Origin of the sequence: Curtobacterium sp. MCPF17_051 (genome assembly GCF_003234595.1) — a bacterium.
Taxonomy (GTDB): domain Bacteria; phylum Actinomycetota; class Actinomycetes; order Actinomycetales; family Microbacteriaceae; genus Curtobacterium; species Curtobacterium flaccumfaciens.
Map to the genome: position 1 here is coordinate 31,857 of NZ_QKSE01000003.1, position 26,859 is coordinate 58,715.

Sequence of the window (26,859 nt, forward strand, 5' to 3'; positions counted from 1 at the left end):
AGCTCGACCAGATCCGCGAAGGAGCCGTAGTGGCCGCCGCCGAATTCCCCCTGCCCGACGTGGGTGAAGGTCTCACCGAGGCCGAGATCGTGCAGTGGCGCGTCGCGATCGGGGACGAGATCGCCGTCGACCAGGTGCTCGTCGAGATCGAGACCGCGAAGTCGCTCGTCGAGCTGCCGTCGCCGTTCGCCGGCACCGTCACCGGCCTGCTCGTGTCCGAGGGTGACACGGTCGAGGTCGGCAAGCCGATCATCCGCGTCGACTCGGACGCCACGGTCGCGTCCGGAGCGGCCCTCACGCCCCCTGCGGAACAGTCGGGAGGCGCGGTGCCCGTCGCCGAGACCGCCCCGGTCTCGCCCGTGGTCGCGTCCACCCCGCCGGCACCCGCAGCACCGTCGGCCCCGGTCGCGCAGACCCCTCCCGCTCCCGCGGCGGTGCCTGCACGTGCCGCTGCCCCCGCACCGGTTGCGCCTGCTCCGGCTGCTGCCGCCGCGCCGGCGGCGCCGGTCCAGCCGGTCGCGGTCGACGCCTCCGTCCAGGGCACGGACGAGTCCTCCGGCGCCGTCCTCGTCGGCTACGGCTCGGCGACCTCGTCGCCCTCCCGTCGCAAGCCGGGCGCCCGCCGGGCCGCAGCGCTCGCGGCCGAGGCGAGCCGCGCCTCCAGTCTGGACACCGCCGCGGCTGCTGAAGCCTCCGTCGACCCGGGCGAGGAGAGCACCGCCGAGGCGATCAGCGCCCTCGGCACGGGCTCCGCGCACAAACAGAGCACCGCGACCAACGTGCTGGCGAAGCCGCCGATCCGGAAGCTCGCGAAGGACCTCGGCGTCGAACTGACCGAGATCGTCGCGACCGGTCTGGCCGGCGAGGTCACCCGTGACGACGTCATCCGGCACGCGAAGCAAGCCAGCGTCTTCCGGAACATCGAGACGCCCGAGTGGGGCGAGGTCCGCAGCGAGACGATCCCGGTCAAGGGCGTCCGCAAGGCCATCGCCACCGCGATGACGACATCCGCGTTCACGGCACCCCACGTGTCGCTGTTCGTCGACGTCGACGCGACCCACACGATGGAGTTCGTCAAGCGGCTCAAGGCCTCGCCGACGTTCGCCGGCGTCAAGGTCTCGCCGCTGCTCATCGTCGCGAAGGCCGTCATCTGGGCCGTCCGCCGGAACCGTTCGGTGAACTCGACCTGGACCGACCGCGAGATCATCGTCCACCACTTCGTGAACCTCGGCATCGCCGCGGCGACCCCGCGTGGGCTCATCGTGCCGAACATCAAGGACGCGCAGGACATGTCGCTGCTCGAGCTGGCACAGGCGCTCGAGGAGCTCACCCTGACCGCCCGCGACGGCAAGACCACGCCGAAGCAGATGGCGAACGGGACGGTGTCGATCACGAACATCGGTGTGTTCGGCATGGACACCGGGACCCCGATCCTCAACCCGGGCGAGGTCGCGATCGTCGCGATGGGCACGATCAAGCCGAAGCCGTGGGTCGTCGACGGCGAGGTCCGCTCACGCATGGTGACGACCATCGGTGCGTCGTTCGACCACCGGGTCGTCGACGGTGACGTGGCGTCCCGCTTCGTGCACGACGTCGCCTCAGTGCTCGAGGAGCCCGCGCTCCTGCTCGACTAGCGCCGTCCGGCCTGCTGCCGGTCTCCTGCGGGCTTCCGCAAACGTCGCGTGGTGTTCACACGGATGTCGGGGGTCGGCGGCATGATCGGTGCATGGTCCACCAGCTCCTGACCCCCTCGCAGGAGATCCGAACGGATCGCCTCCTGCTCACCCCGCTGACCCCTGCCGACATCGACGACGTGCACGCGCTCTTCTCGGACGCCCGCACGTGGCAGCACCTGCCCACCGGCCGGCACGTGGCGCGGAGCTCGAGCGTGGACATGGTGCAGCGCAAGATCGGCGGTCGTGCACGCCACGGCCTCGGGTCCTGGGCGGTCCGCAGCGCCTCCGACCACGCCTTCGTCGGTGTGGGCGGGGTCGACATGACCGCCGGTGGGGTCTGGAACCTCGGGTACCGCCTGTCGCCGACCGTCTGGGGGCAGGGCTTCGCGTCCGAGATCGCCCTCGCTGCCGCCCGTGCCGCCGCCGACACCGCTCCGGACGTCCCGGTGACCGGCCGCGTGCTCACGAACAACCCCGCTTCTGCAGCCGTGCTGCGTCGTGCCGGGCTGTCGCTGGTGTGGCAGGGGGCTCCCGCCCCGCAGAACCGAGCGGCCGCCGGGGTCGAGGGGCAGGTCTGGACCGATCGGCTGCTCTCCGACGAGCAGTTCGCCTGGCTCGTCGCCAACGCCTGACCCGTCAGCCAGCGGGTCCGCTGAGCCTGATGCTCCGTGCGGCGCGCGCTTCGACCGACGACGAATGTGTCGCGATCAGGACGGCCGCTCCGTCAGCCGCCAGCTCGCCCAGCAGGTCGAGCACCATCGCCGCGTTGTCCTCGTCGAGGGCACTCGTCGGTTCATCGGCGAGGATGACCGACGGACGCTTCACCAGGAGTCGCGCCATCGCGACCCGTTGCTGCTCGCCGCCGCTGAGTTCGTGGACCCGGTCGGTTCCGCGTCCGGCCAGACCGACACGGTCCAGGGCCTCGCCCGTCCGGAGGCCTCGGTGTCTCCGCCGTCCGTCTGGCAGGCGAACCACGTCGAGGTTCGACTGGACCGTCATGTCCGGCACCAATCCGAAGTCCTGGAACAGGTACCCGAGGTGGCGCCGCCGGATCAGTCGAGCCCGTCGCCCGTTCGAACCCGCTGACTCTCCGTTGATCCGGATCGTGCCGAGGTCGAGCGCATCGATGTGCCCGATGCAGTCGAGCAGCGTCGACTTCCCGCAGCCGCTCGGCCCGACCAAGCCGACGATCTCTCCCCCCGCCACCTCGAACGACAGGTCGTGCCACAGCGCGCGGCCTCCGCGACGCTTCGATGCGTTCCGTACCTCGATCATCGTGATCCGCTCCCTCGGTTGCGTGCAGTGCTCCGCGCCGTGACGGCCATGACGACGAGGCTCGTGGCGCTCACCGCCGCGAGCGCCACGAGTGCGATCGCCCCGGCGACTCCGGCTGACTGCGCCACCGGGTCGAGCGCCGATCTGAGCCCGCTCCCGTCCGGGCGTTGCGACCACCAGGTGTTGACGACGGCGATGGCGGAGATCGAGACCAGACCGGCTTCGATCGTCAGCAGGCCAGCATCGGTGCGGACGGGCGAGACGCCACTGGTGAACTTCGCGAACAGCGCACGGCCGTGACGGCGTCGGTGCGCGAGCGTGGCGACCATCCCGAGCATGACGCTGACTGCGAGGGTGCTGACCAGGGTGCCCGTCCCGACCGCCACGGTCGTCGCTGCGTGCCGTGCCTGTTCCGCCGCAGACTGACCCACCGCGACGACCGCGCTGAACTCGGTGCGGATGCCCGACGCGCCGATCGACCGCCCGGCGGCAGCACGGGACGTGAAGACGACGTCTCCGGTCGACAACCACGATCCGAGTTCATCGGCCGAGAAGACGTCGACCGGCGTGGGGACGACCACGATCACGGCGTCGTCGAGCCACGCGCGCGACGACGCGTCGTCCGGGTACGAGTAGACCTGCTGGCGGGCCAGCGTGCCACCGGTGACGTGCTCGAGGAGGGCGTCGGGTGCATCCCGCAACTGCCAGTCGGTCAGACCCTCGACGAGCCGATCGCGGGAGAGCTCACTGTCGGCAGGCATCCACACGGCGATTTCCGCGCCGTCGGTGGTGATGCGGGCCCCGTCCGCGGAACGGACGTCCTGCAGATCGAGGTAGCCCTGGTCGACGACGAGCGCAGGAACCGTCGACTTCCCTCGGCCGCTCGACACCTCGACCGCGGCGGCGAGGAACGCATCACGCCGCGCGAGCGCCCCACCGGCGAAATCGCCGATGCGGTCCCAGTAGGCCTGCTCCTCGACCGGGCGGGGATCCGGGGTGACCCACAGCTGGACGGTGTCACCGGCCGCCCGAAGATCCCGTTCTGCCGTTCCCTGTCGTGCGGTGGTCACTGCCCCGGTCAGTTCGAAGACGGCCGCGACGAGCAACAGGAGCGCGGGCACCCGTGCGATCTGTGCGACGAGCAGGAGCGCGCCCGCTGGTCGAGCGCCCCGCAGTGCGGCGGCCAACGGCTGTCGACACGCGACCACCGTGCCGATCGTGTGCGCGACGACGACCGGTGCGAGCAGCCCCACGCAGAACACGGAGATCGCGGCGGCGAGGGTCGCCGCCGAAGTGAGCCCGTTGTAGAACCAGAGCCCGGTGGCTGCGACGGGTACCCCGATGACGGTGACGAGCATGGCGGTCCGGAGCTCAGCCAGCTCCTGGATCACGATGGCGGCTGTGGAGTCTCCGTGCAGTCGGCGGACTGCGCTGCGGCGAGGGGCCCCGACGGTCGTCATCAGGCAGAGCGCCACGCATCCCGAGACCAGTGCTCCGACCAGGGCCAGGGTCTGATCCAAGCCGTCGGTGACGCCGATGCGTTGCAGGAGCGGCACGCGCTCCTCGCTGACCTCGTACCCGGCGTCTGCCAGTGCGCTCACGACGGCTCGCCGCGCATCGTCGTCCCCGAAGACCGAGTACGAGCCGGTCGGGTCGAACTGGTCGAGTTCCGACATCGGACGGACGGTGGTGACCATCGATCTCGTGAAGTCCTCGTACCCGTCGAGGAGCCAGCCGGCTCCGCGGCTCGAGGGAGCGTCGGTGACGAGCGCCACGCGGCGCGTCGTCGGAGCTTCACGGTCCGCCACCACCCGGGCGATCGTCGCGTGCTCGGCCTCGGCGACCTGCTCGAGTGCGATCGCGACCCGCTGGTTCGATCTGGTCTCAGCGCCGGCGGCAGCGGTCACCACGGACGAGGCGCCCACGATGCCGGCTTCGCTGACCTGCGCCAGGCCGATGAAGCCCAGAACGGAGGCCAGGAGGGGCGGCACGAAGTAGGCGAGCGTCACCGATCGGATGTTCATGGTCCCCCTTGCGGCGAGCGGGAGCGGGCGGTCGCTCGAGACCGCCCGAGGCTCGACCGATCGTGGCAGCGGCGCACCACTGATGTCAAGAATGTGAAATGCATGCGCCATGGCGACCGCGACGACCGACGTTGGTCTTCCCGGCCTGACTCGCTACTGTGATGGGAACTGGTCATGTCCGCGCATGACCACCGCCCAGGACCAGCAACGGAGCACGAGGGACGCATGACGAGCCGCATCACCGAGGGTGCCGAACCGAAGCACCAGCAGTTGCGGCGCATCCTGCTCGACCTCGTCACCACACGGCTGGCTCCCGGCGCCGCGATCCCGTCCGAACGCCAGCTCATCGCCGAGTACGGCGTCTCCCGGATCACCGTGCGTGAAGCGCTCGGGCAGCTCGTCAACGAGGGGTACCTCGAGCGCGTCCGCGGCAAGGGCACCTTCGTCGCGCACCGGCCGGTGCAGTCGACGCTGCACCTCGCCTCGTTCACCGAGGAGATGCGGGCGATGGGGCACGAGCCGACGACCGTGGTGCTCGTGCGCGAGGAACGCGTGCCGCCGGCCGACACCGCCGCGGCCCTGCGGATCGATCCGGACGTGCCGGCCTTCCACGTGAAGCGCCTGCGGATGGCCGACGGCGCCCCGGTCTCGATCGACGACGCCTGGCTCGTGGCCGACGCGTTCCCGGGCCTGCTCGACCACGACCTTTCCGGGTCGGTGTACTCGATCATCGCCACGGAGTACGGCACCCCGATCGACCGCGCGCAGCAGACCGTCGCGGCGAACCCGGCGGCCGACGACGTCGCGACGTTGCTCGGGACGAAGACCGGAGCGCCGGTGCTCGAGTTCGACCGGGTGTCGTACGCGGGGGAGCGCCCCGTGGAGCACACCCGGAGCTGGTACCGCTCGGACCGCTACCGGGTGCAGATGGAGGTCACCGCGACCCCCGCGGTCGCGTAGTCCGCCCAGCAACGCGAAAGCGACTGTGTGCTGCGGGTGTTCCGCAGCACACAGTCGCTCTGGCGAGGAAGACCCCTCAGACCTCGAAGAGGGTGTCGCCGTCGAGCACCGTGGTGCCCACCGTCCCCTGGTCGACGCTGTCCGGCGTCGAACCGAGCACGACGACCGGGCAGATCGGCGAGTACCCGGCTGCCGAGATCACCGAGGGGGTGAACCGGACGACGGGGTCACCGGCGGTGACGGTGTCGCCCTCGGTCGCGAGGAGCTCGAAGCCCTCGCCGGAGAGCTTCACGGTGTCGATGCCGACGTGCACCAAGATGTCCGTGCCCGCGGTGCCCTGCAGCGCGAACGCGTGCGGGTGCAGCTTCACGATGGTGCCGTCGACCGGGGCCACCGCGGTGACCGCGCCCTCGACGCCCGTCGGGTCGACCGCGACGCCGGCACCGACGAGCTGCCCGGCGAACACCGGGTCGGGCACGTCGGCGAGGGCGACGACCGGGCCGCCGAACGGGGTGCGGACGACGGTCACAGTTCGTCCTGGATGTCCTGCGCGAGGTTGTCGGCGACCGTGCCGACGATGACCTGCCAGCCGGTGCCACCACCGACGACGGCCTGGGCCCCGGCGGCCTGCAGGGCAGCCTTGTCGACCAGGTCCCCGTCCTCGACCTCGACGCGGAGGCGCGTGATGCAGCCCTCGACCTCTTCGATGTTCTCGGCACCGCCGAGTGCGGCGATGATGTCGGCTGCCTTGATGTCGGCCATCGTTTCCTCCTCGTTAAGGGTTTGCGTCGCAGGTTGACACCGGACCGCTCGCGGATCAGACTACGGAACTGGTCATGACCGGACAGGACCGGACCTGGCGACACCGCCGAGGTTACCTGCGCTGGCTGCACGACTCAACTCACCCCGACAGCTCCACCCAATGACGAGAGGACCTCCGATGAGCGCCACCACTGCCACGGATGTGCCGGAGAAGAAGCCGAAGAAGAAGCAGTCCAGGTTCTTCGCGAACGCCCAGCGACTCGGACGGAGCCTGCTCCTGCCGATCGCGGTCATGCCTGCCGCGGGCATCCTGCTCCGCCTCGGCCAGTCCGACATGCTCGGTGCGATCCCCGGCTTCGAGCAGGGCGCGACCATCATCGCGGCCGCCGGACAGGCCGTGTTCACATGGCTTCCGCTGCTCTTCGCGGTCGGCATCGCGATCGGCTGGGCCAAGAAGTCCGACGGCACGACCGCGCTCGCGGCCGTCGTCGGCTACATGGTCATGTACCAGGTGTTCGCCGCCATGTCGCCGATCGTGCTCGACGGGGTGAAGGACGCCGCCGGCAACCCTGCCACCATCAACTTCGGTGTCCTCGGCGGCATCGTGATGGGTCTCGTCTCCGCCGTGCTGTGGGAGAAGTTCCACCGCACGAAGATGCCCGACTTCCTCGGGTTCTTCTCGGGTCGCCGTCTGGTGCCGATCATGACCGCAGCCGCCGGTCTCGTGATCGCGGTCCTGATGTCCTTCGTGTACCGCTACTTCGACATCGCGCTCACCGCAGCCGGTCAGGCCGTCGCGGACAACGCCGTCATCGGTGGTGGCATCTTCGGGTTCGCGAACCGCATGCTCATCCCCGTCGGCCTGCACCAGCTGCTCAACTTCTTCCCGTGGTTCCAGCTCGGCAGCTTCACCGGCGCGGACGGCCTCGCCGTGCACGGCGACGTGAACCGGTTCCTCGCTGGCGACCCGACGGCCGGCACGTTCATGACCGGCTTCTTCCCGATCATGATGTTCGCGCTGCCCGCCGGTGCCCTGGCGATCTGGCGCAACGCGAAGCCGCAGAACCGCAAGCTCGTCGGCGGCATCATGCTCTCCGCCGCCCTCACCTCATTCGTGACCGGCATCACCGAGCCGCTCGAGTACTCGTTCATGTTCGTGGCGTTCCCGCTGTACGTCATCCACGCGGTGCTCACGGGCACCTCGCTCGCCCTGGTGAACGCCCTCGGGATCCACGACGGATTCTCGTTCTCGGCCGGTGCGATCGACTACGTGCTGAACTTCGGCAAGGCGGACGGGGCGATCTGGCTCATCCCGATCGGCCTCGGCTACGCGGTCGTCTACTACTTCCTGTTCAGTTTCGTGATCAAGAAGTGGAACCTCCGCACCCCCGGGCGTGAAGAGGACACGATCGCCGAGAACACGATCGACGCGGCCACCAAGCCGTAGACGCGAGCGTCGTTCGAACGGGAGGCCCGGTGCCAGCTGGCACCGGGCCTCCCGTCCGTCTCCCGGTCGCGCTGAGAGCGCTCATAGCGGTTTTGACAATCGTTATCAGTAGGCGTTAGCGTCGTGCCATGCACAACCGCCTCCTCGCCCTCCCGCTCGTCGCCGGCGCCGCCGCGCTCGCCCTGACCGGGTGCGCCACCTCGTCCGCCTCGGGGGAGGCCAGCGGTGACGGCACGATCAACGTCGTCGCCTCCACCAACGTCTACGGCTCGATCGTGAAGACCATCGGTGGCGACGCCGTCACCGTGACGAGCATCCTGAGCGACCCGTCGCAGGACCCGCACTCGTTCGAGTCGAGCGCCCGCACGCAGCTCTCCGTTTCCAAGGCCGACCTGCTCATCGAGAACGGTGGCGGGTACGACGACTTCATGACGACGCTCGCGAACGCCTCGGACACCAAGGCCGACACGATCAACGTCGTGAAGCTCTCCGGCCTCGACGAGGGCGGGAACGCCGAGTTCAACGAGCACGTCTTCTACAGCTACCCGACGATGGTGAAGCTGGTCGAGGCGGTCACGAAGGACCTCGGCGCGCTCGACGAGAGCGGCAAGGACGCCTTCGAGAAGAACGCCGCCACGCTCACCACCAAGCTCGAGGACCTCGAGTCCCAGACCGACGCCGTCAAGAAGCAGGACTCCGGCGACAAGGTGGCGTACACCGAGCCGGTGCCCGGGTACCTGTTCGACGCGATGGGGCTCGAGAACGAGACCCCGCCGGACTTCTCCGAGGCCATCGAGGAAGGCGACGACGTCCCGCCGGCGGCCCTCCGCGACACCCTCGCGCTGTTCACCGGCAAGCGCGTGCAGCTGCTCGCCTACAACAACCAGGCGTCGAGCCCCGAGACCGAACAGGTCCAGAAGGCGGCCGAGCAGAACGACGTCCCCGTCGTCGGTGTCACGGAGACGCTCCCCAAGGGGCAGGATTACGTCTCGTGGCAGCAGGCGAACATCGACGCGGTGAAGGCAGCGCTCCAGAAGTGACGACCTCGACCGCAGCAGCGGCGACCCACGGCCCGGCGACCACCACGGTGGACGACCGGGCTGCGGCTCGTCCCGTCCTCGCGCTCCGCGATGCCGGGTTGTCCTACGGCGCCCGGAAGCTCTGGGCAGGCCTCGACCTCGACCTCGCGCCGGGGGAGTTCGTCGCGGTCCTCGGCCCGAACGGCGCCGGCAAGACCTCACTGCTCCGTACCGTCCTCGGGCAGCAGCGGCTGACGAGCGGCACGATGTCGTTCCTCGGGCAGCCGGTGCACCGCGGCCACCGGAAGATCGGCTACATCCCGCAGCAGCGTCTGATGGAGGCGGGGACGCCCCTGCGCGCGCGGGACATGATCGCCCAGGGCGTGACCGGGCACCGGTGGGGCATCCGACGCGCGTCGAAGTCGGACCGGATGCGCATCGACCGGGTCCTCGACGAGGTCGGCGCCACCGCCTTCGCGGACGCCCCCGTCGCCGAGCTCTCCGGCGGCGAGCAGCAGCGCACCCGCGTCGGGCAGGCCATCGCCGCCGACCCCGCCCTGCTGCTGTGCGACGAACCCCTCATCTCGCTCGACCTGCGGCACCAGCGCGGGATCACCGAGCTCATCGACCGCGAGCGCCGGCAGCGCGAGGCCGCCGTGCTCTTCGTGACGCACGACGTGAACCCGATCCTCGACGTCGTCGACCGGGTGCTCTACATCGCCGGGGGTCGGTTCCGGATCGGTTCACCGGACGAGGTCCTGCGAGCCGACGTCCTGAGCGACCTGTACGGCACGCCCGTCGACGTCGTCCGCACCATGGGGCGCATCGTCATCGTCGGGGCGAACGAGGCCCACGAGCACCACCCGGGCGAGGTCGACCCGCACGCCGACCAGCCGGACGAGGGGCGGATCTGATGGACGTGCTGTCGACCGTCTTCTCGTTCCAGGACTACGGCCAGCTCCTCGCGCTGGTGCAGAACTCGATCTGGGCCGGCGCGGTGCTCGGCATCGTCGGCGGGCTCATCGGCCCGTTCGTCGTCGCCCGGAACATGCCGTTCGCCGTGCACGGCATCTCGGAGCTCTCGTTCGCCGGGGCCAGTGCCTCGCTGCTGCTCGGGGTGAACGTCGTCTCCGGCTCACTCGTCGGGTCGGTGATCGCCGCCCTGCTCATCGGCGTCCTCGGGTCGCGTGCCCGGGAACGCAACTCGATCATCGCCGTCCTCATGCCGTTCGGACTCGGGCTCGGCATCCTCTGCCTGGCGCTCTACAAGGGCCGGGCCGCCAACAAGTTCGGGTTGCTCACCGGGCAGATCGTCTCGGTCGACAACCCGCAGCTGACCTTCCTGATCGTGGTCGCCGCGATCGTCGTGGCGACGCTGCTCGTCATCTGGCGCCCGCTGATGTTCGCCTCGGTCGACCCCGACGTCGCTGCGGCGGCGGGGATCCCGGTGCGCACCCTCGCGATCGTGTTCATGCTCGTGCTCGGACTGGCCACCGCCGTGTCGGTGCAGATCGTCGGTGCGTTGCTCGTGCTGTCCCTGCTCGTCACCCCGGCGGCGGCCGCCCTGCGCCTCAGCTCGCACCCGGTCGTCGTGCCGGTGCTGTCGACGGTGTTCGCGGTGACGTCGGTCGTCGGTGGCATCCTGCTCGCACTGGGTGGCGGCCTGCCGATCAGCCCGTACGTGACGACGATCTCGTTCGCGATCTGGGTGGTCTGCCGGATCATCGGGTCGCGACGCGACAGGCGGGGACGCAACCGCGTCGCCGGCCGGAACCAGCGTGGCGGGGGCGAGCCGGGCCTCCAGGCAGGGACGACGTCGACAGCCGGTCGGAAGGAAGAGGTGTCAGCATGAACGCCGTGCAGAAGACCAAGCGGAACACGTGGCAGCGCGAAGCGGTGCGCGGTGCCCTCGACTCCACCGAGGGGTTCGTCAGTGCGCAGGCGCTGCACCAGCACCTGCGGGACGAGGGCTCGACCATCGGTCTGGCCACGGTCTACCGGGCGCTCGCCGACCTGGCCACCGAGGGCGACGCCGACTCGTTGCAGCAGGACGGCGAATCGCTGTACCGGGCGTGCACGACGGACGCGCACCACCACCACCTGATCTGCCGGAACTGCGGCCGGACCGTCGAGATCGAGGCGGACCCGGTGGAGCAGTGGGCGCAGGACGTCGCCGCCGCCAACGGGTTCACCAACGCCAGCCACGTCGTCGACATCTTCGGCGAGTGCGCCGTCTGCACGGCAGCCCGCGCGACCGCCGCCACCGACGAGTAACCTGCCCCGCATGCACGTCATCCTGGTCCCCGGGTTCTGGCTCGACGCGAGCGCGTGGGACGACGTCGCCCCGGTGCTCCGCGAGGCCGGGCACTCGGTGCAGGCGGTGACGCGCGACGGCGACACGCTCGACGAGCAGGTCGCCGCATTGGTCGCGATCCTGGACGACGTCGCGTCCGCGGACGAACCCGTCGTGCTCGCCGGACACTCGGGTGCGGGGCCGATCGCGTACATGGCCGCCGACCAGCGCCCGTCGCTCGTCGCGCACCTGCTCTACGTCGACACGTTCCCGGGGCCCGAGGGCGGGTGCGTCAACGACGAGCTGCCCGTGGTCGACGGGGTCGTGCCGCTGCCGTCGTGGGACATCTGGGAACCCGCCACCGTCCGGGGCATGACGCCCGAGGTCCGGCAGGACGTCGAGCACCGGGCGATCCCCGAGCCGGCCTCGGTGCCGTCGGACCGGTTCCACTACGCCGACGCGGCACGGCACACGATCCCCGCGACGATCATCACCTGCGAGATCCCCGCCGCCGAGCTGCTGGCGATGGTGGCGGACCACCAGGCCTGGGCGGCCGAGCTCGTCGCGACCGAGGAACTCTCCATCGTCGGGCTCGAGACCGGCCACTGGCCGATGTTCACGGCGCCGCAGCAGCTCGGGGAGCTGATGGTGCAGGCGCTGGCGCCCAAACCGACGCAGGCGCCGTAGGCGACGCGTCCGATGAGACGCCGAGACGCCGAGACGAGCCGCAGCCCGCCCGGCGTAGCGTCCCGCCCGTGGACCTCGCAGCCTGGACGCAGTGGGCGGGCGCGTCCGACTACGACGTCGCCCGGTTCGTGGTGCAGCGCGGCGTCGCGGCGATCGCCTGCCTCGCCTTCCTGTCCGCCCTCGCCCAGTTCCCGGTGCTCGTCGGGGAACACGGCCTGCTCCCGGTGCCCCGGTTCATGGAGCGCCCGTACGCCCGCCGACTGCCGGTGGTCTGGCGGTGGTGGCGCTACACCGACAACCGGTTGCGGCTGCTCGCCGGCGGGGGAGCGGTGGTGTCCTTCGCCCTGGTCGTCGGGGTCCCGCAACGGGCCCCGTGGTGGGTGCCGATGCTGTGCTTCCTGCTGCTCTGGCTGGCGTACCTGTCGATCTCCGACGTCGGGCAGACCTTCTGGGCCTTCGGGTGGGAGTCCCTGCTGGTCGAGGCGCTGTTCACCGTCGCGTTCCTCGGCTCCGACGACGTCGCGCCGCCGATCGTCGTGCTCGTCGCGCTGCGCTGGCTGGTGTTCCGGCTCGAGTTCGGTGCCGGCATGATCAAGATGCGCGGGGACCGCTCCTGGCGCGACCTGACGGCGCTGTACTACCACCACGAGACGCAGCCGATGCCGAACCCGATGTCGCGGACGGCCCACCTGCTGCCCCGCCCCGTGCACCGGTTCGAGACGCTCGGCAGCCACTTCGTGCAGCTGGTCGTGCCGTTCTTCCTCTTCGCGCCGCAGCCCGTGGCGTCGATCGCCGCCGCCCTCGTCCTGCTCACCCAGCTCTGGCTGGTGGTCTCCGGCAACTTCGCCTGGCTGAACTGGATCACCCTCGTCCTGACCTTCGCCGCGATCGACGACCGGTCGGTGGCGGCGGTGCTGCCCTGGCTGCACGACTCCGTCGACGCCGGGCCGACCGCGACGCCGGTCTCCTTCGTCGCGGTGACGGTCGCCGTCGGGGTGCTGCTCGCGTGGTTGTCCTGGCCGGCCGCGAAGAACCTGGTGTCTCGGCGGCAGCTGATGAACGCCTCGTTCAACCGGTGGCACCTGGCGAACGCCTACGGTGCCTTCGGCAGCGTGACGCAGCAGCGCGACGAGGTCGTCGTCGAGGGGACCCTGGCCGAGGACCCGTCCGACGAGGACTGGCAACCGTACGAGTTCCGCGGCAAGCCGGGCGACCCGAGGCGTCGGCCCGGCCAGTTCGCGCCGTACCACCTGCGGCTCGACTGGCTGATGTGGTTCCTGGCCCTCGGCGCCGACGACCGGTGGTTCCGGGTGTTCGTCGTGCGGCTGCTCGAGGCCGACCGGCCCACGCTGCGGCTGCTCGCCCACGACCCGTTCGACGGGGAACCGCCGCGCTGGGTCCGTGCGCGGATGTTCCACTACCGGTTCGCCACCCGGGCGGAGCGGCGGGAGACGGGCCTGTACTGGATCCGGCGGGAGCGGTACCTGCTCATGGCACCGGTCGGGCTCCCGCGCCGTCGTGCGGGCGGTGAGGGCGACCACGCTGGTGCGTGAGGGGCCCTGTCCGGCCGCCACGGGCCTCCAGGCCTGGAGGCCCGGCTTGCGACACGCCCGGTCCTCGCGTAACGTGGACCCCTGGTTCTCCGCGTCCGCGCGGCGGACCCGTTGTTCCAAGCCCTCCGACCGTCGCGAACGCCGCGGTCGCGCGGTGTCCGGCTCTCCTTCGACAGGTGATGCGGACCTGGGCGGTGCACACAACCCCCTCGCACGGCCACCCCGGTGGCAGTGCGCGTGTGCACCAGGCAAGTGAACTTGGGTGCGGCCGTCCGGTCGCACGGTACCTCAGGAGGAAACCATGGCAGCAGTGTGCCAGGTGACCGGCGCCGTTCCCGGCTTCGGTCACAACATCTCGCACTCGCACCGCCGGACGAAGCGTCGCTTCGACCCGAACGTGCAGAAGAAGACGTACTACGTGCCCTCGCTTCGTCGTAACGTCACGCTCACGCTCAGCGCGAAGGGCATCAAGGTGATCGACGCACGTGGCATCGAGTCCGTCGTCAAGGATCTCCTCGCCCGTGGGGAGAAGATCTGATGGCGAAAAAGGGTCAGGACATCCGTCCGATCATCAAGCTCCGCTCGACGGCGGGCACCGGGTTCACCTACGTGACCAAGAAGAACCGTCGGAACAACCCCGACCGACTCGTGCTGAAGAAGTACGACCCGGTGATCCGCAAGCACGTCGACTTCCGTGAGGAGCGCTAAGCATGGCGAAGAAGAGCAAGATCGCGAAGAACAACCAGCGTGCCGTCATCATCGCGCGCTACGCCGAGCGTCGTCTCGAGCTGAAGAAGGCCCTCGTGGACCCGAACGGCACCGACGAGTCGCGTGAGGCCGCCCGCGTGGGCCTGCAGAAGCTGCCCCGCGACGCATCGCCCATCCGGTACCGCAACCGCGACGCCATCGACGGCCGCCCCCGTGGCCACCTCGGTGAGTTCGGCATCAGCCGTGTCCGCTTCCGTGACATGGCCCACCGCGGCGAGCTCCCCGGCATCACGAAGAGCTCCTGGTAAGCACTCGCAGTACACGACGCCCCGTCACCTCCTGGTGGCGGGGCGTTCGCTGTGTACGGGGTACATGCGAGCCGTCATTCGTCACATCTGCCCCTCCAGCACCCCCTCGGAGCCCCGACAACCCCGGAAATCCGGGCGAGTCGGCGGTTTTCACCCCCGGCGGCTGGTAGGTTCAACTCCGGTTCCGCCGGGCCCTCGGCCCACTGGCACCGTGGCACGGGGCAACCGCTCCGGGCGCCGGACGACACGTGCGTCCGACCGATACTGCAAGAAGTCCGAGGAGGACATCCATGGCTGACAAGTCACTGAACCGCACCGAGCTCGTCGCTGCCGTCGCCGCTGAGTCCGGCCAGAGCCAGGCCACCGTCAACGGCGTCGTCGACGCGCTCTTCAGCGTCGTCTCGTCGTCCGTCGCGGACGGCACGAAGGTCACGATCCCCGGTTGGATCGCCTTCGAGAAGACGCACCGCGCCGCCCGCACCGGCCGCAACCCGCAGACGGGTGACGCCATCGAGATCGCCGCGAGCGACTCGGTCAAGGTCAGCGCCGGCTCGAAGCTCAAGGCTGCGGTCAAGTAAGACTGTTCCACGCATCGGGAGGGACGGCTTCGGCCGTCCCTTTCGTCGTTCCCCGGTGCGTCCGTGGACGTCTGCTCGGGCGAGCCCGCGTGCGTGCGCCAGGTGCGCGCGTCCTGCCTGGAGGCCCGTGCCGGTCTGCACAGATCGGCCTGCCCCGTCCGTCGGCCGGGTGGGCACCGCCTAGGCTTGACGGGTGAATCGGATCGCGCGCATCGCCGGTCCCGCCGTGCTCCTGCTCGTCGGGTTCGTGGCGCTGCTCACGGCACTCGTCATCGGCGGGGGCGCGAACCCCGCACTCATCGCCGACCCGGGGCCCGTCGTCCGCTTCGGACTGCCGATCGCCCGACTCGTCGTCGACCTGTCCGCGGCCACCACGATCGGTGGGCTCGTGCTGGCGACCATCGGCCTGTCGCGCTCCGGCCCCGAGTGGAACCGCGCGATCGACGTCGCCGCCGGGGCCAGTGGCGTCTGGACGGTCGCGTCGGCCGTCGCCACGTTCTGCACGTTCCTCAGCGTCGCCGGTTCGCGCATCAGCATCGACGAGCAGTTCGGGCAGTCGATGGGGGTCTTCCTCACCGGCACGGAGCTCGGGCTCGCCTGGCTCGTGACCGTCCTCGTCGCCGCGGCCGTCACGGTGCTCTGCTTCGCCGTCCGTTCGCGGGGCATGGTCGCCCTGACCGCCGGCGTCTCGATGATCGGCCTCGTCCCGCTCGCGCAGCAGGGCCACGCCGCCGGCACCGCCAGCCACGACGCCGCCGTGACGGCACTGGGGCTGCACCTGGTCGGTGCGGCGCTGTGGGTCGGTGGGCTCGTCATGCTCGTGCTGCTGCGCGGTGTGCTGCCCGGTGACCGGCTGGCCGCGGTGGTGGCCCGGTACTCGAGCATCGCCCTCGGCTGCTTCGTGCTCGTCGCCGTCTCGGGCACCGCGTCGGCGCAGATCCGCGTCGGGGCGCTGTCGAACCTGTTCACCCCGTACGGCACGCTCGTCCTGGTGAAGATCGGTGCGATCGTCGCCATGGGGGTCCTCGGCGCGGTGCAGCGCCGTCGGGCCATCCGTGCGCTGACCACCTCGCCCGGTCGGCAGCGGCCCTTCTGGACCCTCATCGTCGTCGAGCTCGCGGTGATGGGTGTGGCGTCGGGGTTCGCCGCGGCACTCGGACGGACCGCCACGCCGGTCGGCCAGATCGCCCTGAGCAAGACCACCGACCCGAGCCCGGCGGAGCTCCTGACCGACGACCTGCTGCCGCACGCGCCCGGTGCGTGGGGCTGGCTGACCCAGTGGAACATCGACCTGTTCTGGCTGATGGCCGCCGTGCTGCTCGCTGCGACCTACGCGGCCGGCGTCGTGCGACTGCGGCGGAGCGGCGTGCGGTGGCCGGCGCGTCGCTCGATCGCCGCGGCCCTGGCGGTCGTGTCCCTCGTGGTCGCGACCTCGGGCTCGCTGCACCAGTACGACCGGTTCCTCGTCTCGGCGAACGTCGGTGCCCACGTGCTGCTCGGCCTGGTGGTCCCCGCCCTGGTGTGGGCGGCGGCACCCGTCGCACTGATCCGCGTCGCCGTGCACCCCCGGGGCGACGACAGCACGGGCGTGCGTGAGTGGACCGACGTCATCGTCGAGCACCCGTCCGTGCGGTACCTGGCGCAGCCGTTCCCCGCGTTCCTGCTCGCGGCGGCCCTGTGGTGGGCCTTCTTCGCCACCGATGCCGTCCGGTGGTCGGTGAGCGACCCCACCGGCCGCACCGTCAGCGACGCCCTGTTCCTGCTGGTCGGGCTGCTGGCCGTCCCGACGCTCTGCACACCGATCCCCGCCGGGCACCGTCGTCCGACCACGGCTGCCGCGGTCGTCCGGATCGTCGGGGCCGTGGTGATCGCGGCCGGCACGGTCTCCCTCGGGGTCGCCATGCGCGGGCCGCTCGGGCTGCTGCAGGCCTCGTGGTTCGGCGCGATGGGCCGCACGTGGGGGCCGGATCCGCTCGTCGACCAGGCCCGGGCCGGCCTCGTGCTGATCATCACCGGGGTGCTGCTCCTGGTGGTCGTGGTCGTGGTGGCGCTCGTGCGGCTGCGGCGTGACGGGGGAGACCCGGTCGACGCCGTTGACGCGGCTGCCAACGGTGAGACCGTCGCCGCCGGCGCCGCTGCCCGTGTCGACCAGGACGACCTGGACTTCGACGACGGCAGCGACGACCTCGAACCCTCGCCCGGGGCGGACGCCCGATGAGCATCGAGCTGAGCGACGAACAGCGCGCGGTCTTCGAGTACATCGAGCACACCCGCGACCACGTGTTCATCACCGGCCGGGCCGGCACGGGCAAGTCGACGCTGCTCAACCACCTGTCCTGGAACACCGAGAAGCAGGTCGTCATCTGCGCCCCGACGGGGGTCGCCGCGCTCAACGTCGGCGGCCAGACGATCCACTCCCTGTTCCGGCTGCCGATCGGGCTCATCGCCGACGCCGAGCTGCGGCAGGGCCCGGACACCCGCAAGCTCCTCAACACGATCGACACCCTGGTCATCGACGAGGTGTCGATGGTCAACGCTGACCTGCTCGACGGCATGGACCGGTCGCTCCGCAAGGCCCGTGGTCGGCAGTTCGAGGCGTTCGGCGGCGTCCAGGTCGTGATGTTCGGCGACCCGTACCAGCTGCCCCCGGTACCCGGCGACGCCGACGAGCGCGCCTACTTCACCGACCACTACCGGTCGATGTGGTTCTTCGACGCCAAGGTGTGGCTCGAGGCCGAGCTCAACATCATCGAGCTCGCCACGGTGCACCGGCAGCGCGACGACGCCTTCGCCGCGATGCTCACCGCCGTCCGGCACGGTCGGGTCACCGCGGACATCGCCGAACAGCTCAACACCGCCGGGGCACGTCCGGCCCCGGACGACGCCATCACCCTGGCGACCCGCAACGACACGGTCGCCCGGATCAACAAGGCGGCCCTCGAGCGGCTGCCCGGCAAGGTGAAGACCGCCAAGGCCGACGTCAACGGCGACTTCGGCGGACGGAACTTCCCGGCCGACGAAGCCCTCGAGCTGAAGCCCGGCGCGCACGTGATGTTCCTGCGCAACGACGCCGACCAGCGCTGGGTGAACGGCACCCTGGGCATCGTGACGGCCATCCGCGACACCGTGTGGGTCGACGTCGACGGTGAGTCGTTCGAGGTTCAACCGTCGGTGTGGGAGAAGTTCAAGTACTCGTACGACGCGGACAAGAAGGAACTCAAGAAGGACACCGTCGGGGAGTTCCAGCAGTTCCCGCTCCGGCTCGCCTGGGCCGTGACCATCCACAAGTCGCAGGGCAGCACCTACGACCGGGCCGTGGTCGACCTCGGCAACCGGGTGTTCAGCGCGGGCCAGACCTACGTGGCGCTGTCGCGGCTGACCTCGCTCGAGGGGTTGTTCCTCACCCGTCCGCTCCGGCCGCAGGACATCATCGTGGACCTGGACGTCCGGCGCTTCATGTCCGAGGCACCTCGCATCGTCGCCACCGAGCTCGAGGCCCCGAAGAAGCAGCCCGACGCCGAGCCCGACGCCGAGCCCGACGCCGACTGACGCGTCCGACCTGCGGCTGCCCGCGCCGCCGTTCGAGCGCCCCCCACGGCGCGGTGGAGCGGTCACGACTCCCCGTCGGCCCCGCCTCGAGCGGTCGTGTTTCGTCGCTCCGCGGTCCCACGGCCGACGGTTCGTGACCGGCCGGCGGACCTGAGCGGGGAGTCGTGACCGGACGACACACCGCCGGACCCCCCGCACACACGACGACGCCCGCCTGCCGGAGCGGCAGACGGGCGTCGGGGAGCGCGGTCGAGCGGGTGTGTCAGGCGCGCGCCGCACGCAGGGCGCGGAGGTTCTCCTTGTCGGCACCGAGCGCGGTGAGCAGCAGGAGCACACCGACGATCGCGTGGAACACGTTGTCCGTGGTGTTCAGGGCGAAGACGTTGGCCGAGGTGTCGACGAAGACGAAGCCGTACACCGCGAAGACGACGAGCAGGGCCCCGACGAGCAGGTTGCCGTTGCGCGATCCGACGGTGTTGCCGAGGCCGGTGATGAGCAGCACTGCGGCGAGCAGCACCCACACCAGGCAGAGCGCCGGGTTCACGCCGAACGCGTTCCACAGCAGGCCGCCCTGCCGGTTGAAGAAGCCCGGGTCGCCGTCGGCGGCGAAGAAGAAGCCCAGGACGCCCCAGAGTGCGAGGACGCTGCCGGCCGTGAGTGCGAGACCCCGGTTCGGCGAGGCGATGATGCCCGGTTCCTTGATGGCCACTTCGGTTTCCTCCTCGTACACTGCCGACGCGACGTGCGTCGGTCCCGCGTGGTGCGACGGCCCGGCGGGGATCACCGATCCCCTCGTGTCAGCGCGCAGTGCACGGCCGACGGGGGTGCGGTTCCCAGCCTCCGGCCGGTGCTCCAACGGTATCGTGTCGGACCCCGACCGACCCAATCGCAGCGCCGCCGCCAGTCGTGCGACGAGCCCGACGACGACCACCCCGAGGAGGACCAGCCCGGTGACCTTGACACCCGAGCGCAGTGCATCCGAGTCGCGCGGACCGTGGGTCTCGCGACGGGTGCGGTGGGCTGCGCTGGCGGCTCTGGGGTTCGTGATCGTGCCTCTCGTCTACGGGGTCGCGGTGCTGACCCCGGTCGGTCAGAGAGCGGAGGACGCCGCGCTCGGCGGGGTCCGGGAGTCCGACCTGTTCAGTTCGGACACTGCGCTCAACGTCATCTCGGTGCCGGTGATCCTGTTGCTCGTCGTCGTGATCGTCGCCGTGGCGTTCGCCAGACGGCGGCTCTCGGTGGGGCTCGGCGCGGGGCTCGTGGTGCTCGCGTCGGCGGCCACCTCGACGCTCGTCAAGCGTATCGCCGTGCGCCCGGAGATCGCTCAGTCGACGACGCCGAACTCGTTCCCGTCCGGGCACGCGACGATCGCGCTGGCGGCGCTGTTCGCGGTCCTGATGGTCACCCCTCGTCGGTTCCGCCCGCTGGTGACCATCGTCGGTGCCGGGTACGCGGTCTTCGTGGCGAACCAGACCGTGGTCTACGGGTGGCACCGGGTCAGCGACATCATCGGTGCCTGCGCGATCGCGATGTTCTGGCTCGGGATCGTCCGCGCGGTCGGGCCCCGGGTCGACCGCGGGCTCCGGGGCGACCGAGACGGCCGGCGGGGGCCGCGGCGGGTGGTGAGCGTCGTGCTCCTCGTCGCGACCGGGGTCACGCTGGCGATCGGTGTCGCGGCGCTCGTGGTCGGCCTGACCGGCGACGGCGCGCACGACCACGCCGCGATCCTGGTGGCGGGACGGTTGGCGTCCAGTGCGAGCGTCCTGGCGGTCGTGACCATCGTGTGGTTCCTCGACGGGATGCACCACGCCGCGCGCACCGACCCGGCCACGCTGCCGGCCGCCCGCTGACCCGGGGAGGCGAGTCGGGCCTCCAGGCCGCCCGACCGACGGGCGTGAGCCTGGCGGGAATGCTGACGCGTGCGCTACGTTGTACCCAGCAAGTCGATGCAAACGCATCGAAATCGCGAAAGGCGGCGCATCATGCAGTTCGGCATCTTCACGGTCAGTGACGTCACGACCGACCCCACGACCGGCACCACGCCGGACGACACCCAGCGCGTCCGCGACATCCTGACGATCGCCGAGCACGCCGACCAGGCCGGGCTCGACGTCTTCGCGACCGGTGAGCACCACAACCCGCCGTTCGTGGCCTCGTCGCCGACCACGCTGCTCGCCTACCTGGCGGCGAAGACGAAGGACATCACCCTGTCCACGTCGACGACCCTGATCACCACCAACGACCCGGTGCGGATCGCCGAGGAGTACGCGATGCTCCAGGTCGTCTCCGACGGCCGCATGGACCTGATGATGGGCCGCGGCAACACCGGCCCCGTCTACCCGTGGTTCGGGCAGGACATCCGCCAGGGCGTCAACCTGGCGATCGAGAACTACGCGCTCGTCCGCCAGCTGTGGGAGAACGACGTCGTCAACTGGCAGGGCAAGTTCCGCACGCCGCTGCAGGGCTTCACCTCGACCCCGCGTCCGCTCGACGGTGTCCCGCCGTTCGTCTGGCACGGCTCGATCCGCACGCCGGAGATCGCCGAGCAGGCCGCGTACTACGGTGACGGCTTCTTCCACAACAACATCTTCTGGCCGATCCAGCACACCGAGCAGATGGTCGGCCTGTACCGCCAGCGCTTCGAGCACTACGGGCACGGCCGCGCCGACCAGGCGATCGTCGGGCTCGGTGGGCAGTTCTTCGCGCGGAAGAACTCGCAGGACGCGATCAACGAGTTCCGGCCCTACTTCGACAACGCTCCGGTCTACGGCCACGGCCCCTCGATGGAGGACTTCACCGCCCAGACCCCGCTCACCGTCGGTTCGCCGCAGCAGGTCATCGACCGGTACGCCGCGATGAAGGACCACGTCGGTTACTACCAGCGCCAGCTGTTCCTCATCGACCACGCCGGCCTGCCGCTCAAGACGGTGCTCGAGCAGATCGACATCCTCGCGACGGACATCGTGCCGGAGCTGCGCAAGCTGAACGACGAGGGTCGCCCCGCCGACGTCCCGTCGGACCCGCCGTCGCACGCGGCACGTGCCGCTGCCGCGATGGCGGCCGGCACCGTCGGCAGCGACCACGTCGCCGCCGAGGACGAGTGGACGGGCGCGTCCGTCTGACGCGTGCCGTGAGCGTCACCACGAGCGGACGGGAGGCCCGGTGCCAGCTGGCACCGGGCCTCCCGTCCGTCTCGGCGCGCGTTCTCGGGCCTGCGCCGACGTCACGGGGTCAGCGACACCTCACGGGGTCGCTGGTGCGTGAGCTGTCGCTCAGCGCGTGAGCTCGGCAGCGGGCTCCGCGACGGGGCGGGCCGGCACGAGCTTGAGGCCCACGACGCACCCGACGATGCCGGCGATGAACAGCAGGCGCAGCACGGTGACGGGCTCCGCGCCGGTGGCCATGCCCCACAGCACCGTGAGGGCGGCGCCGGTGCCGGTCCACACCGCGTACGCCGTGCTGATCGGGATGTGCTTGAGGACGTAGCCGAACGCGACCAGGCTGATCACGATCGTGACGGCGAACACGATCGTCGGTCGGGGCTCGGTGAAGCCGTCGCTCTCGCCGAGGGCGGTCGCCCAGACGGTCTCGAGCGCGGCGCTGACGAACAGGACGATCCACGCCACGTCAGCTCACCACCTTGAGGCCGATGACGCACGCCACCAGGCCGAAGACCAGGGCGAGGCGAGCGAAGGACGCGGCCTCCTGCCGGCGGAGGATCGCGACGACCACGGTCAGGGACGCCCCGATGCCGACCCACACGGCGTAGGCGGTGCCGACCGGGATGCTCTTCATCGCGAACGCCAGCCCCACCATGCTCAGGGCCATCCCGGCGACGAACACGATCGTGGGGACAACCTTCTTGAAGCCGTTCGAGGCGCTGAGGGCGGTGGCCCAGACGGCCTCGAGCACGCCGCTGAGCACGAGGATTGCCCATGCCATGACGATGTCCTTTCCTGCGGGAGTCGTTCGTTCTCGTTGTCGTACGACTGTGCGACAACGACACCGACGGTAGCACGAGTTCGTACGACTGTGCGAGTATGGCGTCGTGGCCAGGAGCATGGACGTCGACGAACGGCGCCGCACCGTGTCCGAGGCGGCGTGCCGGGTCCTCGCCCGCGACGGCCTCGGGGCGCTCAGCGTGCGGAACGTCGCCGCCGAGGCCGGACTGCCGCCGAGCACGGTCCGCTACACGTTCCCGACCCAGGCGAGCGTCCGCGAGCACACCATCGCCCTCGTGTTCGACCGGACGCGGGAGCGCATCGACGCCATCCCGGCTGACCTGGCACCGGCCCGACGCGCACGCCGGATCGTGCTCGAGCTGCTGCCCCTCGACGAGGAGCGGGTCATCGAGCTCGAGGTGTACCTGGCACTCGGCAACGCCGCGCTCACCGACGTCGCGCTCCGGCCGACGCTCGACCGGACCGTCGCGGCGATGCGGACGTGGTGCGAGGAGATCCTCCGGCTGCTCGGCGTGCCGGCGGACGACCGGGAGTACGAGGCCTGCCGCCTGCACGCGCTCCTGGACGGGCTCGCGATGCAGGTCGTCCGGCTGGCTCCGGGGGAGTCCGGCGACTGGGCGATCGACGTGCTCGACCGACACCTGGACGGCGTCACTGCGGGCTGATCGCGCGGCCCCCCCTCGCACCGTGCGAGGCCTGGCGCGCAGCCGCGGGCAGGACGCGTCACCTATCCTGTCCCGGTGACGACGACCACGCGGCCGCCGCAGCGCACCCGGAGCCTCACCGGCCCCGGCCTGGTGCTGCTCGCCGTCGTGATCCTGCTCGGCATCCGGCTGTTCTCCCCGAGCATCGGGTCGACCGGGCTGCCGGACGTCGTGCAGGACTTCCTCACGCTGGCGATCAGCGTCGTCGTCGAGTCCCTGCCGTTCGTGGTCCTCGGCATCGTGCTGTCGATCGTCGTCGAGGTCTGGGTGCCGGTCGGCGCGCTCGAGAAGGTCCTGCCGCAGAACGCCTTCGGCCGTCGCGCCGTGATCTCCCTGATCGGCATGCTGTTCCCGGTGTGCGAGTGCGGCAACGTGCCCCTCGCCCGCGGCCTGATGATGCGCGGGTTCACCCCCGCCGAGGCCGTCACGTTCCTCGTCGCGGCCCCGATCCTCAACCCGCTCGTCATCATCAGCACCGCGCAGGCGTTCGGCTGGTCGGGGTGGATCCTGCCGGTGCGCATCGTCGGCGGGTTCGTCATCGCGAACCTCGTCGGCTGGATCGTCGCCGCGCACCGTCGTCCGGCCGACCTGCTGCTCCCCGCCTTCGAGGCACGGTGCCGTGCGGCCGTCGGAGCGCCCCGCGGCCTGCACCGCTGGCGGCAGAGCGCCACGCAGTTCGGCGGCGAGACGGCGACGATGATGCCGGCGCTGTTCGTCGGTGCCGGCCTCGCCGCGGCGATCCAGGTCGCCGTGCCCCGCTCGACCCTGGTGGCCGTCGGCTCGAACCCGGTGCTGTCCGTCGCGGCGATGATGCTGCTGGCGATGACGGTGTCGCTCTGCTCGAACGTCGACGCCTTCTTCGCGCTGTCGTTCGCGTCGACGTTCCTGCCGGGGTCGATCACGGCCTTCCTGATCATCGGGCCGATCATCGACGTCAAGATGATCGCCCTGCTGCGCACGACGTTCCGGGTCCGCTTCCTGGTGCTGCTGTCCGTCGTGTGCGTCCTGTTCGCCGGAGCCGTCGGGTTGGTGATGAATGTCCTCGTCTGATGCACGCAGCAACGCGGCCGCGTACCTGGGTCTCGGGTCGGTGCTGGCCGCGGCGCTCTGCACGCTGTGGCTCGCGCTCGTCGGACACCTCGACCTGTACATCAACCCGCGGTACTCGGTGTTCACGGTCGTGCTCGCCGCCGTCGGGGTACCCGCGTCGATCGCCGGACTGGTGGCCACCGCACGCGGGTACGGCCACACGCACGGCGACGAAGCGGACGAGCACCACGCCGACGAGCACGACGCCGACGCCGACGCCGACGCCCACGAGCCGCGCCCCGGCCGCGGTCGCGCCGTCCGCCTCGCCCTCGGCGGGGCCGCCGCCGTCGTCACGATCGGCGTGACCGTCGCGATGCTCGTCCTGCCCCCGACGACCCTGTCCGCCCGGACCGCCCAGCAGCGGAGCGTCGACTCCGCGACCCTGTCCAACGCGACCGGCTCGGAGTCCGCGGTGCAGCTGCTCGGCAGCGAGGGCGTCGACACCTCGCAGTACGGCGTCAAGGACTGGGCCGCGCTGATCCGGCAGACCACCGACACCACGGCCCTCGTCGGCAAGCAGGTCGAACTGTCCGGCTTCGTGGTGCCGGGCAACGACGGGTCCTTCACCCTCACCCGCTTCGTGATCAGCTGCTGCGCCGTGGACGCGCAACCGGTCGGCCTCGGCGTCGTGACCGGCGACGGGACCGTCCCCGACGAGGGGCAGTGGGTCACCGTCCGCGGAGCCCTGGCCGCCAACCCGGACCAGTCCGCCGACGCCCGCATCGTCGTCAAGGCCGCGAAGATCACCGACATCGCGCAGCCCGAGGACCCGTATGAGTTCTGAACGCCGCGGAGACCAGCGCCGCGGAGACCAGCGCCGCGAGCGCCGCCCCGTCGCGCACCGCTTCCACCGCCGGTACGTCGCCGTCGTGGTGGTCCTCGCCGTGGTCGCCGCGCTCGCCGCGGTCGTCGGCTCGCAGCAGGGCCCGCGGCTCCGCGACGTGTCCTACGACGCGACCGGTCTCGTCACCCGTCCGGCCCAGCGGGTGATCCTGACGGCGAACCAGGCGCTGCAGCGGGTCGCCGCCGACGACGTCCGGGTCAGCCCGGCTGCGGCGCACACCGTGACCTCGAGCGGCAACACGATCGCGGTCGAGTTCGCCGGGCCCCTGGCGTACGACCGCGAGTACACCGTGACGGTCGCGGGGGTCCGGGCACCCGGGCAGCGCGCCACGTCCGACCTGACGGCGGCGATCCGCACCGGCAGCACCGACGTGCTCGCACTCGTGCCGGGGCAGGCCGGGGCGAAGGACCGCATCGTCCGGCGATCCCTCGATGCCGGAGGTGCCACCACCGTCTACGAGGGCACCGCGATCTCGGAGTACGCCCGGCTCGGCCGTTCCCTGGTGGTCGTGAGCGGCACGGACGCGAGCTCGTCCGTCGACATCGTGGCGCTGAGCGGTGGGGTGCAGGACGCCGACGCCCCCGTCGAACACCTCACCCTGCCGACCTCCGAGGGCCGCGTCACGGCGCTCCACGTCGCCGACGACGGTGCCTCGTTCGGGTTCGAGTACGCCGACACCTCGACCGGGCAGTCCCGGAACACCGGTCTGTACGTGGTCGACATGACGGGCACCCACATGCCCACGGCGATCGCGGCGAACGGCAAGCCGAAGACGGGCGCCGTGCCGATGACGGTCGCCCAGTGGGCCTTCGTGCCCCGGACCGAGAGCGCGCTGGTCCGGACGGGCAGCGACGACCTGGTGCTCGTCGACATGAGCGGTCGTGCCGACGACCCGGTCCGGCTCGGCAGCGCCACCTACCTGCACGGCTTCGTCGGCACCGGCACCACGGCCGTCGTCGAGACGGGCACCGGCATCGAGCGGCTGGACCTGACCGACGGGTCGAAGTCGGCGCTGCAGGCGCCCGCCGGGAGCACCGATGCGGCCGTCCTCGGACGCATCGCCCAGCTGTCCGACGACACGTACCTGCGGGTGCTGGGGGACGTGCGGTCGGACGGCACCATCGCGGCACGGATCGTGCGTGTGGACGGGGGACGTGCCTCCCGGCTGCCCGTGACGATCCCGGACGACGCGAGCGTCACCGCGGTCTGCCCGTCCCCGAACAGCCAGTTCGTCGCGGTCGCGACGAAGTCGGCGACCGGCGAGCTCGTGAGCATCGTCGACGCGGCCTCCGGCGCGCTCGAGGCGAGCATCGACGCGGGCTCCGTCGACTGGTGCGGCGCGCTGCCGTCCGGTGACGAGGTCGGCTGACGGCCCGGAGACGACAGACTGGAGGCCCGGTACCAGCTGGTACCGGGCCTTC

General features: G+C 70.8%; 29 protein-coding genes. 22 read left to right on the forward strand and 7 right to left on the reverse strand.

Annotated elements, in window-relative coordinates; all coding sequences use genetic code 11:
* The first annotated feature begins 29 nt into the window (after positions 1–29).
* Positions 30–1,634, forward strand: a complete 1,605-nt coding sequence (locus tag DEJ35_RS02885; RefSeq protein ID WP_111123549.1) for a dihydrolipoamide acetyltransferase family protein — start codon at positions 30–32, stop codon at positions 1,632–1,634.
* Between the two features lie 92 nt (positions 1,635–1,726).
* Positions 1,727–2,308, forward strand: a complete 582-nt coding sequence (locus DEJ35_RS02890) for a GNAT family N-acetyltransferase (protein WP_111123548.1) — start codon at positions 1,727–1,729, stop codon at positions 2,306–2,308.
* Between the two features lie 4 nt (positions 2,309–2,312).
* Here the strand turns inward: DEJ35_RS02890 and DEJ35_RS02895 are convergent, their stop codons facing one another.
* Positions 2,313–2,951, reverse strand: a complete 639-nt coding sequence (locus DEJ35_RS02895) for an ABC transporter ATP-binding protein (RefSeq protein WP_111123547.1) — start codon at positions 2,949–2,951, stop codon at positions 2,313–2,315.
* Positions 2,948–4,975, reverse strand: coding sequence for a hypothetical protein (locus DEJ35_RS02900; RefSeq protein ID WP_111192022.1), 2,028 nt, complete (start codon positions 4,973–4,975; stop codon positions 2,948–2,950). Before DEJ35_RS02900 ends, DEJ35_RS02895 begins: the two co-directional genes overlap by 4 nt.
* 225 nt (positions 4,976–5,200) lie before the next feature.
* Between DEJ35_RS02900 and DEJ35_RS02905 the strand changes: the two genes are divergently transcribed.
* Positions 5,201–5,935 carry a GntR family transcriptional regulator gene (locus DEJ35_RS02905; protein WP_017886466.1) on the forward strand — a complete coding sequence of 245 codons (735 nt, stop codon included), beginning with the start codon at positions 5,201–5,203 and terminating at the stop codon, positions 5,933–5,935.
* A gap of 76 nt (positions 5,936–6,011) precedes the next feature.
* Here the strand turns inward: DEJ35_RS02905 and DEJ35_RS02910 are convergent, their stop codons facing one another.
* Positions 6,012–6,464 (reverse strand): glucose PTS transporter subunit IIA, encoded by a 453-nt coding sequence (locus DEJ35_RS02910; protein WP_110858670.1) that lies wholly within the window; start codon positions 6,462–6,464, stop codon positions 6,012–6,014.
* Complete coding sequence (locus DEJ35_RS02915) at positions 6,461–6,697, reverse strand: PTS transporter subunit EIIB (protein ID WP_017886464.1); 237 nt, start codon at positions 6,695–6,697, stop codon at positions 6,461–6,463. Before DEJ35_RS02915 ends, DEJ35_RS02910 begins: the two co-directional genes overlap by 4 nt.
* A gap of 178 nt (positions 6,698–6,875) precedes the next feature.
* Here DEJ35_RS02915 and DEJ35_RS02920 point away from each other — a divergent pair, with 178 nt between their 5' ends.
* The 13 genes from DEJ35_RS02920 to DEJ35_RS02980 all read left to right on the forward strand — a co-directional run bounded on the left by DEJ35_RS02920 (position 6,876) and on the right by DEJ35_RS02980 (position 18,839).
* A complete protein-coding gene (locus DEJ35_RS02920) occupies positions 6,876–8,144 on the forward strand; it encodes a PTS transporter subunit EIIC (RefSeq protein WP_110858671.1) in 1,269 nt (422 codons plus the stop codon).
* Between the two features lie 128 nt (positions 8,145–8,272).
* Positions 8,273–9,184 (forward strand): metal ABC transporter solute-binding protein, Zn/Mn family, encoded by a 912-nt coding sequence (locus DEJ35_RS02925; RefSeq protein WP_111123545.1) that lies wholly within the window; start codon positions 8,273–8,275, stop codon positions 9,182–9,184.
* A gap of 47 nt (positions 9,185–9,231) precedes the next feature.
* Positions 9,232–10,077, forward strand: a complete 846-nt coding sequence (locus DEJ35_RS02930) for a metal ABC transporter ATP-binding protein (protein WP_110858928.1) — start codon at positions 9,232–9,234, stop codon at positions 10,075–10,077.
* Entirely contained in the window at positions 10,077–11,015 is a 939-nt protein-coding gene (locus tag DEJ35_RS02935) for a metal ABC transporter permease (RefSeq protein ID WP_111123544.1), read from the forward strand. The genes DEJ35_RS02930 and DEJ35_RS02935 overlap by 1 nt, the downstream gene beginning before the upstream one ends.
* Positions 11,012–11,437 carry a Fur family transcriptional regulator gene (locus tag DEJ35_RS02940; RefSeq protein ID WP_027464954.1) on the forward strand — a complete coding sequence of 142 codons (426 nt, stop codon included), beginning with the start codon at positions 11,012–11,014 and terminating at the stop codon, positions 11,435–11,437. The genes DEJ35_RS02935 and DEJ35_RS02940 overlap by 4 nt, the downstream gene beginning before the upstream one ends.
* A 10-nt stretch (positions 11,438–11,447) precedes the next feature.
* Positions 11,448–12,143, forward strand: coding sequence for an alpha/beta fold hydrolase (locus DEJ35_RS02945; protein WP_111123543.1), 696 nt, complete (start codon positions 11,448–11,450; stop codon positions 12,141–12,143).
* A 68-nt stretch (positions 12,144–12,211) separates the two neighbouring features.
* Complete coding sequence (locus DEJ35_RS02950; protein WP_110858675.1) at positions 12,212–13,696, forward strand: lipase maturation factor family protein; 1,485 nt, start codon at positions 12,212–12,214, stop codon at positions 13,694–13,696.
* A gap of 301 nt (positions 13,697–13,997) precedes the next feature.
* Entirely contained in the window at positions 13,998–14,234 is a 237-nt protein-coding gene (gene rpmB, locus DEJ35_RS02955) for a 50S ribosomal protein L28 (protein WP_027464952.1), read from the forward strand.
* Entirely contained in the window at positions 14,234–14,404 is a 171-nt protein-coding gene (gene rpmG / locus DEJ35_RS02960) for a 50S ribosomal protein L33 (RefSeq protein WP_017886456.1), read from the forward strand. Before rpmB ends, rpmG begins: the two co-directional genes overlap by 1 nt.
* A 2-nt stretch (positions 14,405–14,406) precedes the next feature.
* The gene (rpsN, locus tag DEJ35_RS02965; protein ID WP_017886455.1) at positions 14,407–14,712 is read left to right on the forward strand and encodes a 30S ribosomal protein S14; all 306 of its coding nucleotides are present in this window, start codon (positions 14,407–14,409) and stop codon (positions 14,710–14,712) included.
* 290 nt (positions 14,713–15,002) lie between these two features.
* Complete coding sequence (locus DEJ35_RS02970; protein WP_017886454.1) at positions 15,003–15,290, forward strand: HU family DNA-binding protein; 288 nt, start codon at positions 15,003–15,005, stop codon at positions 15,288–15,290.
* A gap of 193 nt (positions 15,291–15,483) precedes the next feature.
* A complete protein-coding gene (locus DEJ35_RS02975; protein WP_111123542.1) occupies positions 15,484–17,508 on the forward strand; it encodes a cytochrome c oxidase assembly protein in 2,025 nt (674 codons plus the stop codon).
* Complete coding sequence (locus tag DEJ35_RS02980) at positions 17,505–18,839, forward strand: ATP-dependent RecD-like DNA helicase (RefSeq protein WP_110858677.1); 1,335 nt, start codon at positions 17,505–17,507, stop codon at positions 18,837–18,839. The genes DEJ35_RS02975 and DEJ35_RS02980 overlap by 4 nt, the downstream gene beginning before the upstream one ends.
* 262 nt (positions 18,840–19,101) lie before the next feature.
* Here DEJ35_RS02980 and DEJ35_RS17160 read toward each other — a convergent pair whose 3' ends face one another.
* Positions 19,102–19,548, reverse strand: coding sequence for a DUF4383 domain-containing protein (locus DEJ35_RS17160; protein ID WP_181435486.1), 447 nt, complete (start codon positions 19,546–19,548; stop codon positions 19,102–19,104).
* Between the two features lie 241 nt (positions 19,549–19,789).
* On the opposite strand from DEJ35_RS17160, the gene DEJ35_RS02990 reads away from it, so the two are divergent.
* Together DEJ35_RS02990 and DEJ35_RS02995 are read left to right on the forward strand one after the other, a co-directional pair.
* Positions 19,790–20,689, forward strand: a complete 900-nt coding sequence (locus DEJ35_RS02990) for a phosphatase PAP2 family protein (protein ID WP_220036865.1) — start codon at positions 19,790–19,792, stop codon at positions 20,687–20,689.
* Positions 20,690–20,821: 132 nt separating this feature from the next.
* Positions 20,822–21,961, forward strand: a complete 1,140-nt coding sequence (locus tag DEJ35_RS02995; RefSeq protein WP_111123540.1) for a CE1758 family FMN-dependent luciferase-like monooxygenase — start codon at positions 20,822–20,824, stop codon at positions 21,959–21,961.
* A gap of 150 nt (positions 21,962–22,111) precedes the next feature.
* Here the strand turns inward: DEJ35_RS02995 and DEJ35_RS03000 are convergent, their stop codons facing one another.
* On the reverse strand, positions 22,112–22,465 hold the full coding sequence (locus DEJ35_RS03000; RefSeq protein WP_111090148.1) for a multidrug efflux SMR transporter: 354 nt from the start codon (positions 22,463–22,465) through the stop codon (positions 22,112–22,114).
* 1 nt (position 22,466) lies between these two features.
* Positions 22,467–22,781: a multidrug efflux SMR transporter gene (locus tag DEJ35_RS03005; RefSeq protein ID WP_027464946.1), complete on the reverse strand. Its 315-nt coding sequence runs from the start codon at positions 22,779–22,781 to the stop codon at positions 22,467–22,469.
* 106 nt (positions 22,782–22,887) lie between these two features.
* Here DEJ35_RS03005 and DEJ35_RS03010 point away from each other — a divergent pair, with 106 nt between their 5' ends.
* The 4 genes from DEJ35_RS03010 (at position 22,888) to DEJ35_RS03025 (ending at position 26,807) form a co-directional block, all read left to right on the forward strand.
* The gene (locus tag DEJ35_RS03010) at positions 22,888–23,466 is read left to right on the forward strand and encodes a TetR/AcrR family transcriptional regulator (protein ID WP_258369761.1); all 579 of its coding nucleotides are present in this window, start codon (positions 22,888–22,890) and stop codon (positions 23,464–23,466) included.
* A gap of 75 nt (positions 23,467–23,541) precedes the next feature.
* Complete coding sequence (locus DEJ35_RS03015) at positions 23,542–24,555, forward strand: permease (RefSeq protein WP_111192025.1); 1,014 nt, start codon at positions 23,542–23,544, stop codon at positions 24,553–24,555.
* On the forward strand, positions 24,542–25,378 hold the full coding sequence (locus DEJ35_RS03020; RefSeq protein WP_111192026.1) for a TIGR03943 family putative permease subunit: 837 nt from the start codon (positions 24,542–24,544) through the stop codon (positions 25,376–25,378). Before DEJ35_RS03015 ends, DEJ35_RS03020 begins: the two co-directional genes overlap by 14 nt.
* Entirely contained in the window at positions 25,368–26,807 is a 1,440-nt protein-coding gene (locus DEJ35_RS03025; RefSeq protein WP_111192027.1) for a hypothetical protein, read from the forward strand. Before DEJ35_RS03020 ends, DEJ35_RS03025 begins: the two co-directional genes overlap by 11 nt.
* Positions 26,808–26,859: the final 52 nt, after the last annotated feature.

Excerpts from the sequence above, each read along its gene's own strand:
- DEJ35_RS02925 (WP_111123545.1), top strand. The coding sequence starts at position 8,273 with ATGCACAACCGCCTCCTCGCCCTCCCGCTCGTCGCCGGCGCCGCCGCG.
- DEJ35_RS03020 (WP_111192026.1), top strand. The coding sequence starts at position 24,542 with ATGTCCTCGTCTGATGCACGCAGCAACGCGGCCGCGTACCTGGGTCTC.
- DEJ35_RS02915 (WP_017886464.1), bottom strand. The coding sequence starts at position 6,697 with ATGGCCGACATCAAGGCAGCCGACATCATCGCCGCACTCGGCGGTGCC.
- DEJ35_RS02940 (WP_027464954.1), top strand. The coding sequence starts at position 11,012 with ATGAACGCCGTGCAGAAGACCAAGCGGAACACGTGGCAGCGCGAAGCG.
- DEJ35_RS02970 (WP_017886454.1), top strand. The coding sequence starts at position 15,003 with ATGGCTGACAAGTCACTGAACCGCACCGAGCTCGTCGCTGCCGTCGCC.
- DEJ35_RS03005 (WP_027464946.1), bottom strand. The coding sequence starts at position 22,781 with ATGGCATGGGCAATCCTCGTGCTCAGCGGCGTGCTCGAGGCCGTCTGG.
- DEJ35_RS02945 (WP_111123543.1), top strand. The coding sequence starts at position 11,448 with ATGCACGTCATCCTGGTCCCCGGGTTCTGGCTCGACGCGAGCGCGTGG.
- DEJ35_RS02900 (WP_111192022.1), bottom strand. The coding sequence starts at position 4,975 with ATGAACATCCGATCGGTGACGCTCGCCTACTTCGTGCCGCCCCTCCTG.
- DEJ35_RS02890 (WP_111123548.1), top strand. The coding sequence starts at position 1,727 with ATGGTCCACCAGCTCCTGACCCCCTCGCAGGAGATCCGAACGGATCGC.
- DEJ35_RS02980 (WP_110858677.1), top strand. The coding sequence starts at position 17,505 with ATGAGCATCGAGCTGAGCGACGAACAGCGCGCGGTCTTCGAGTACATC.
- DEJ35_RS02920 (WP_110858671.1), top strand. The coding sequence starts at position 6,876 with ATGAGCGCCACCACTGCCACGGATGTGCCGGAGAAGAAGCCGAAGAAG.
- DEJ35_RS02995 (WP_111123540.1), top strand. The coding sequence starts at position 20,822 with ATGCAGTTCGGCATCTTCACGGTCAGTGACGTCACGACCGACCCCACG.
- DEJ35_RS02935 (WP_111123544.1), top strand. The coding sequence starts at position 10,077 with ATGGACGTGCTGTCGACCGTCTTCTCGTTCCAGGACTACGGCCAGCTC.
- DEJ35_RS02895 (WP_111123547.1), bottom strand. The coding sequence starts at position 2,951 with ATGATCGAGGTACGGAACGCATCGAAGCGTCGCGGAGGCCGCGCGCTG.
- rpsN (WP_017886455.1), top strand. The coding sequence starts at position 14,407 with ATGGCGAAGAAGAGCAAGATCGCGAAGAACAACCAGCGTGCCGTCATC.
- rpmB (WP_027464952.1), top strand. The coding sequence starts at position 13,998 with ATGGCAGCAGTGTGCCAGGTGACCGGCGCCGTTCCCGGCTTCGGTCAC.
- DEJ35_RS03025 (WP_111192027.1), top strand. The coding sequence starts at position 25,368 with ATGAGTTCTGAACGCCGCGGAGACCAGCGCCGCGGAGACCAGCGCCGC.
- rpmG (WP_017886456.1), top strand. The coding sequence starts at position 14,234 with ATGGCGAAAAAGGGTCAGGACATCCGTCCGATCATCAAGCTCCGCTCG.
- DEJ35_RS02905 (WP_017886466.1), top strand. The coding sequence starts at position 5,201 with ATGACGAGCCGCATCACCGAGGGTGCCGAACCGAAGCACCAGCAGTTG.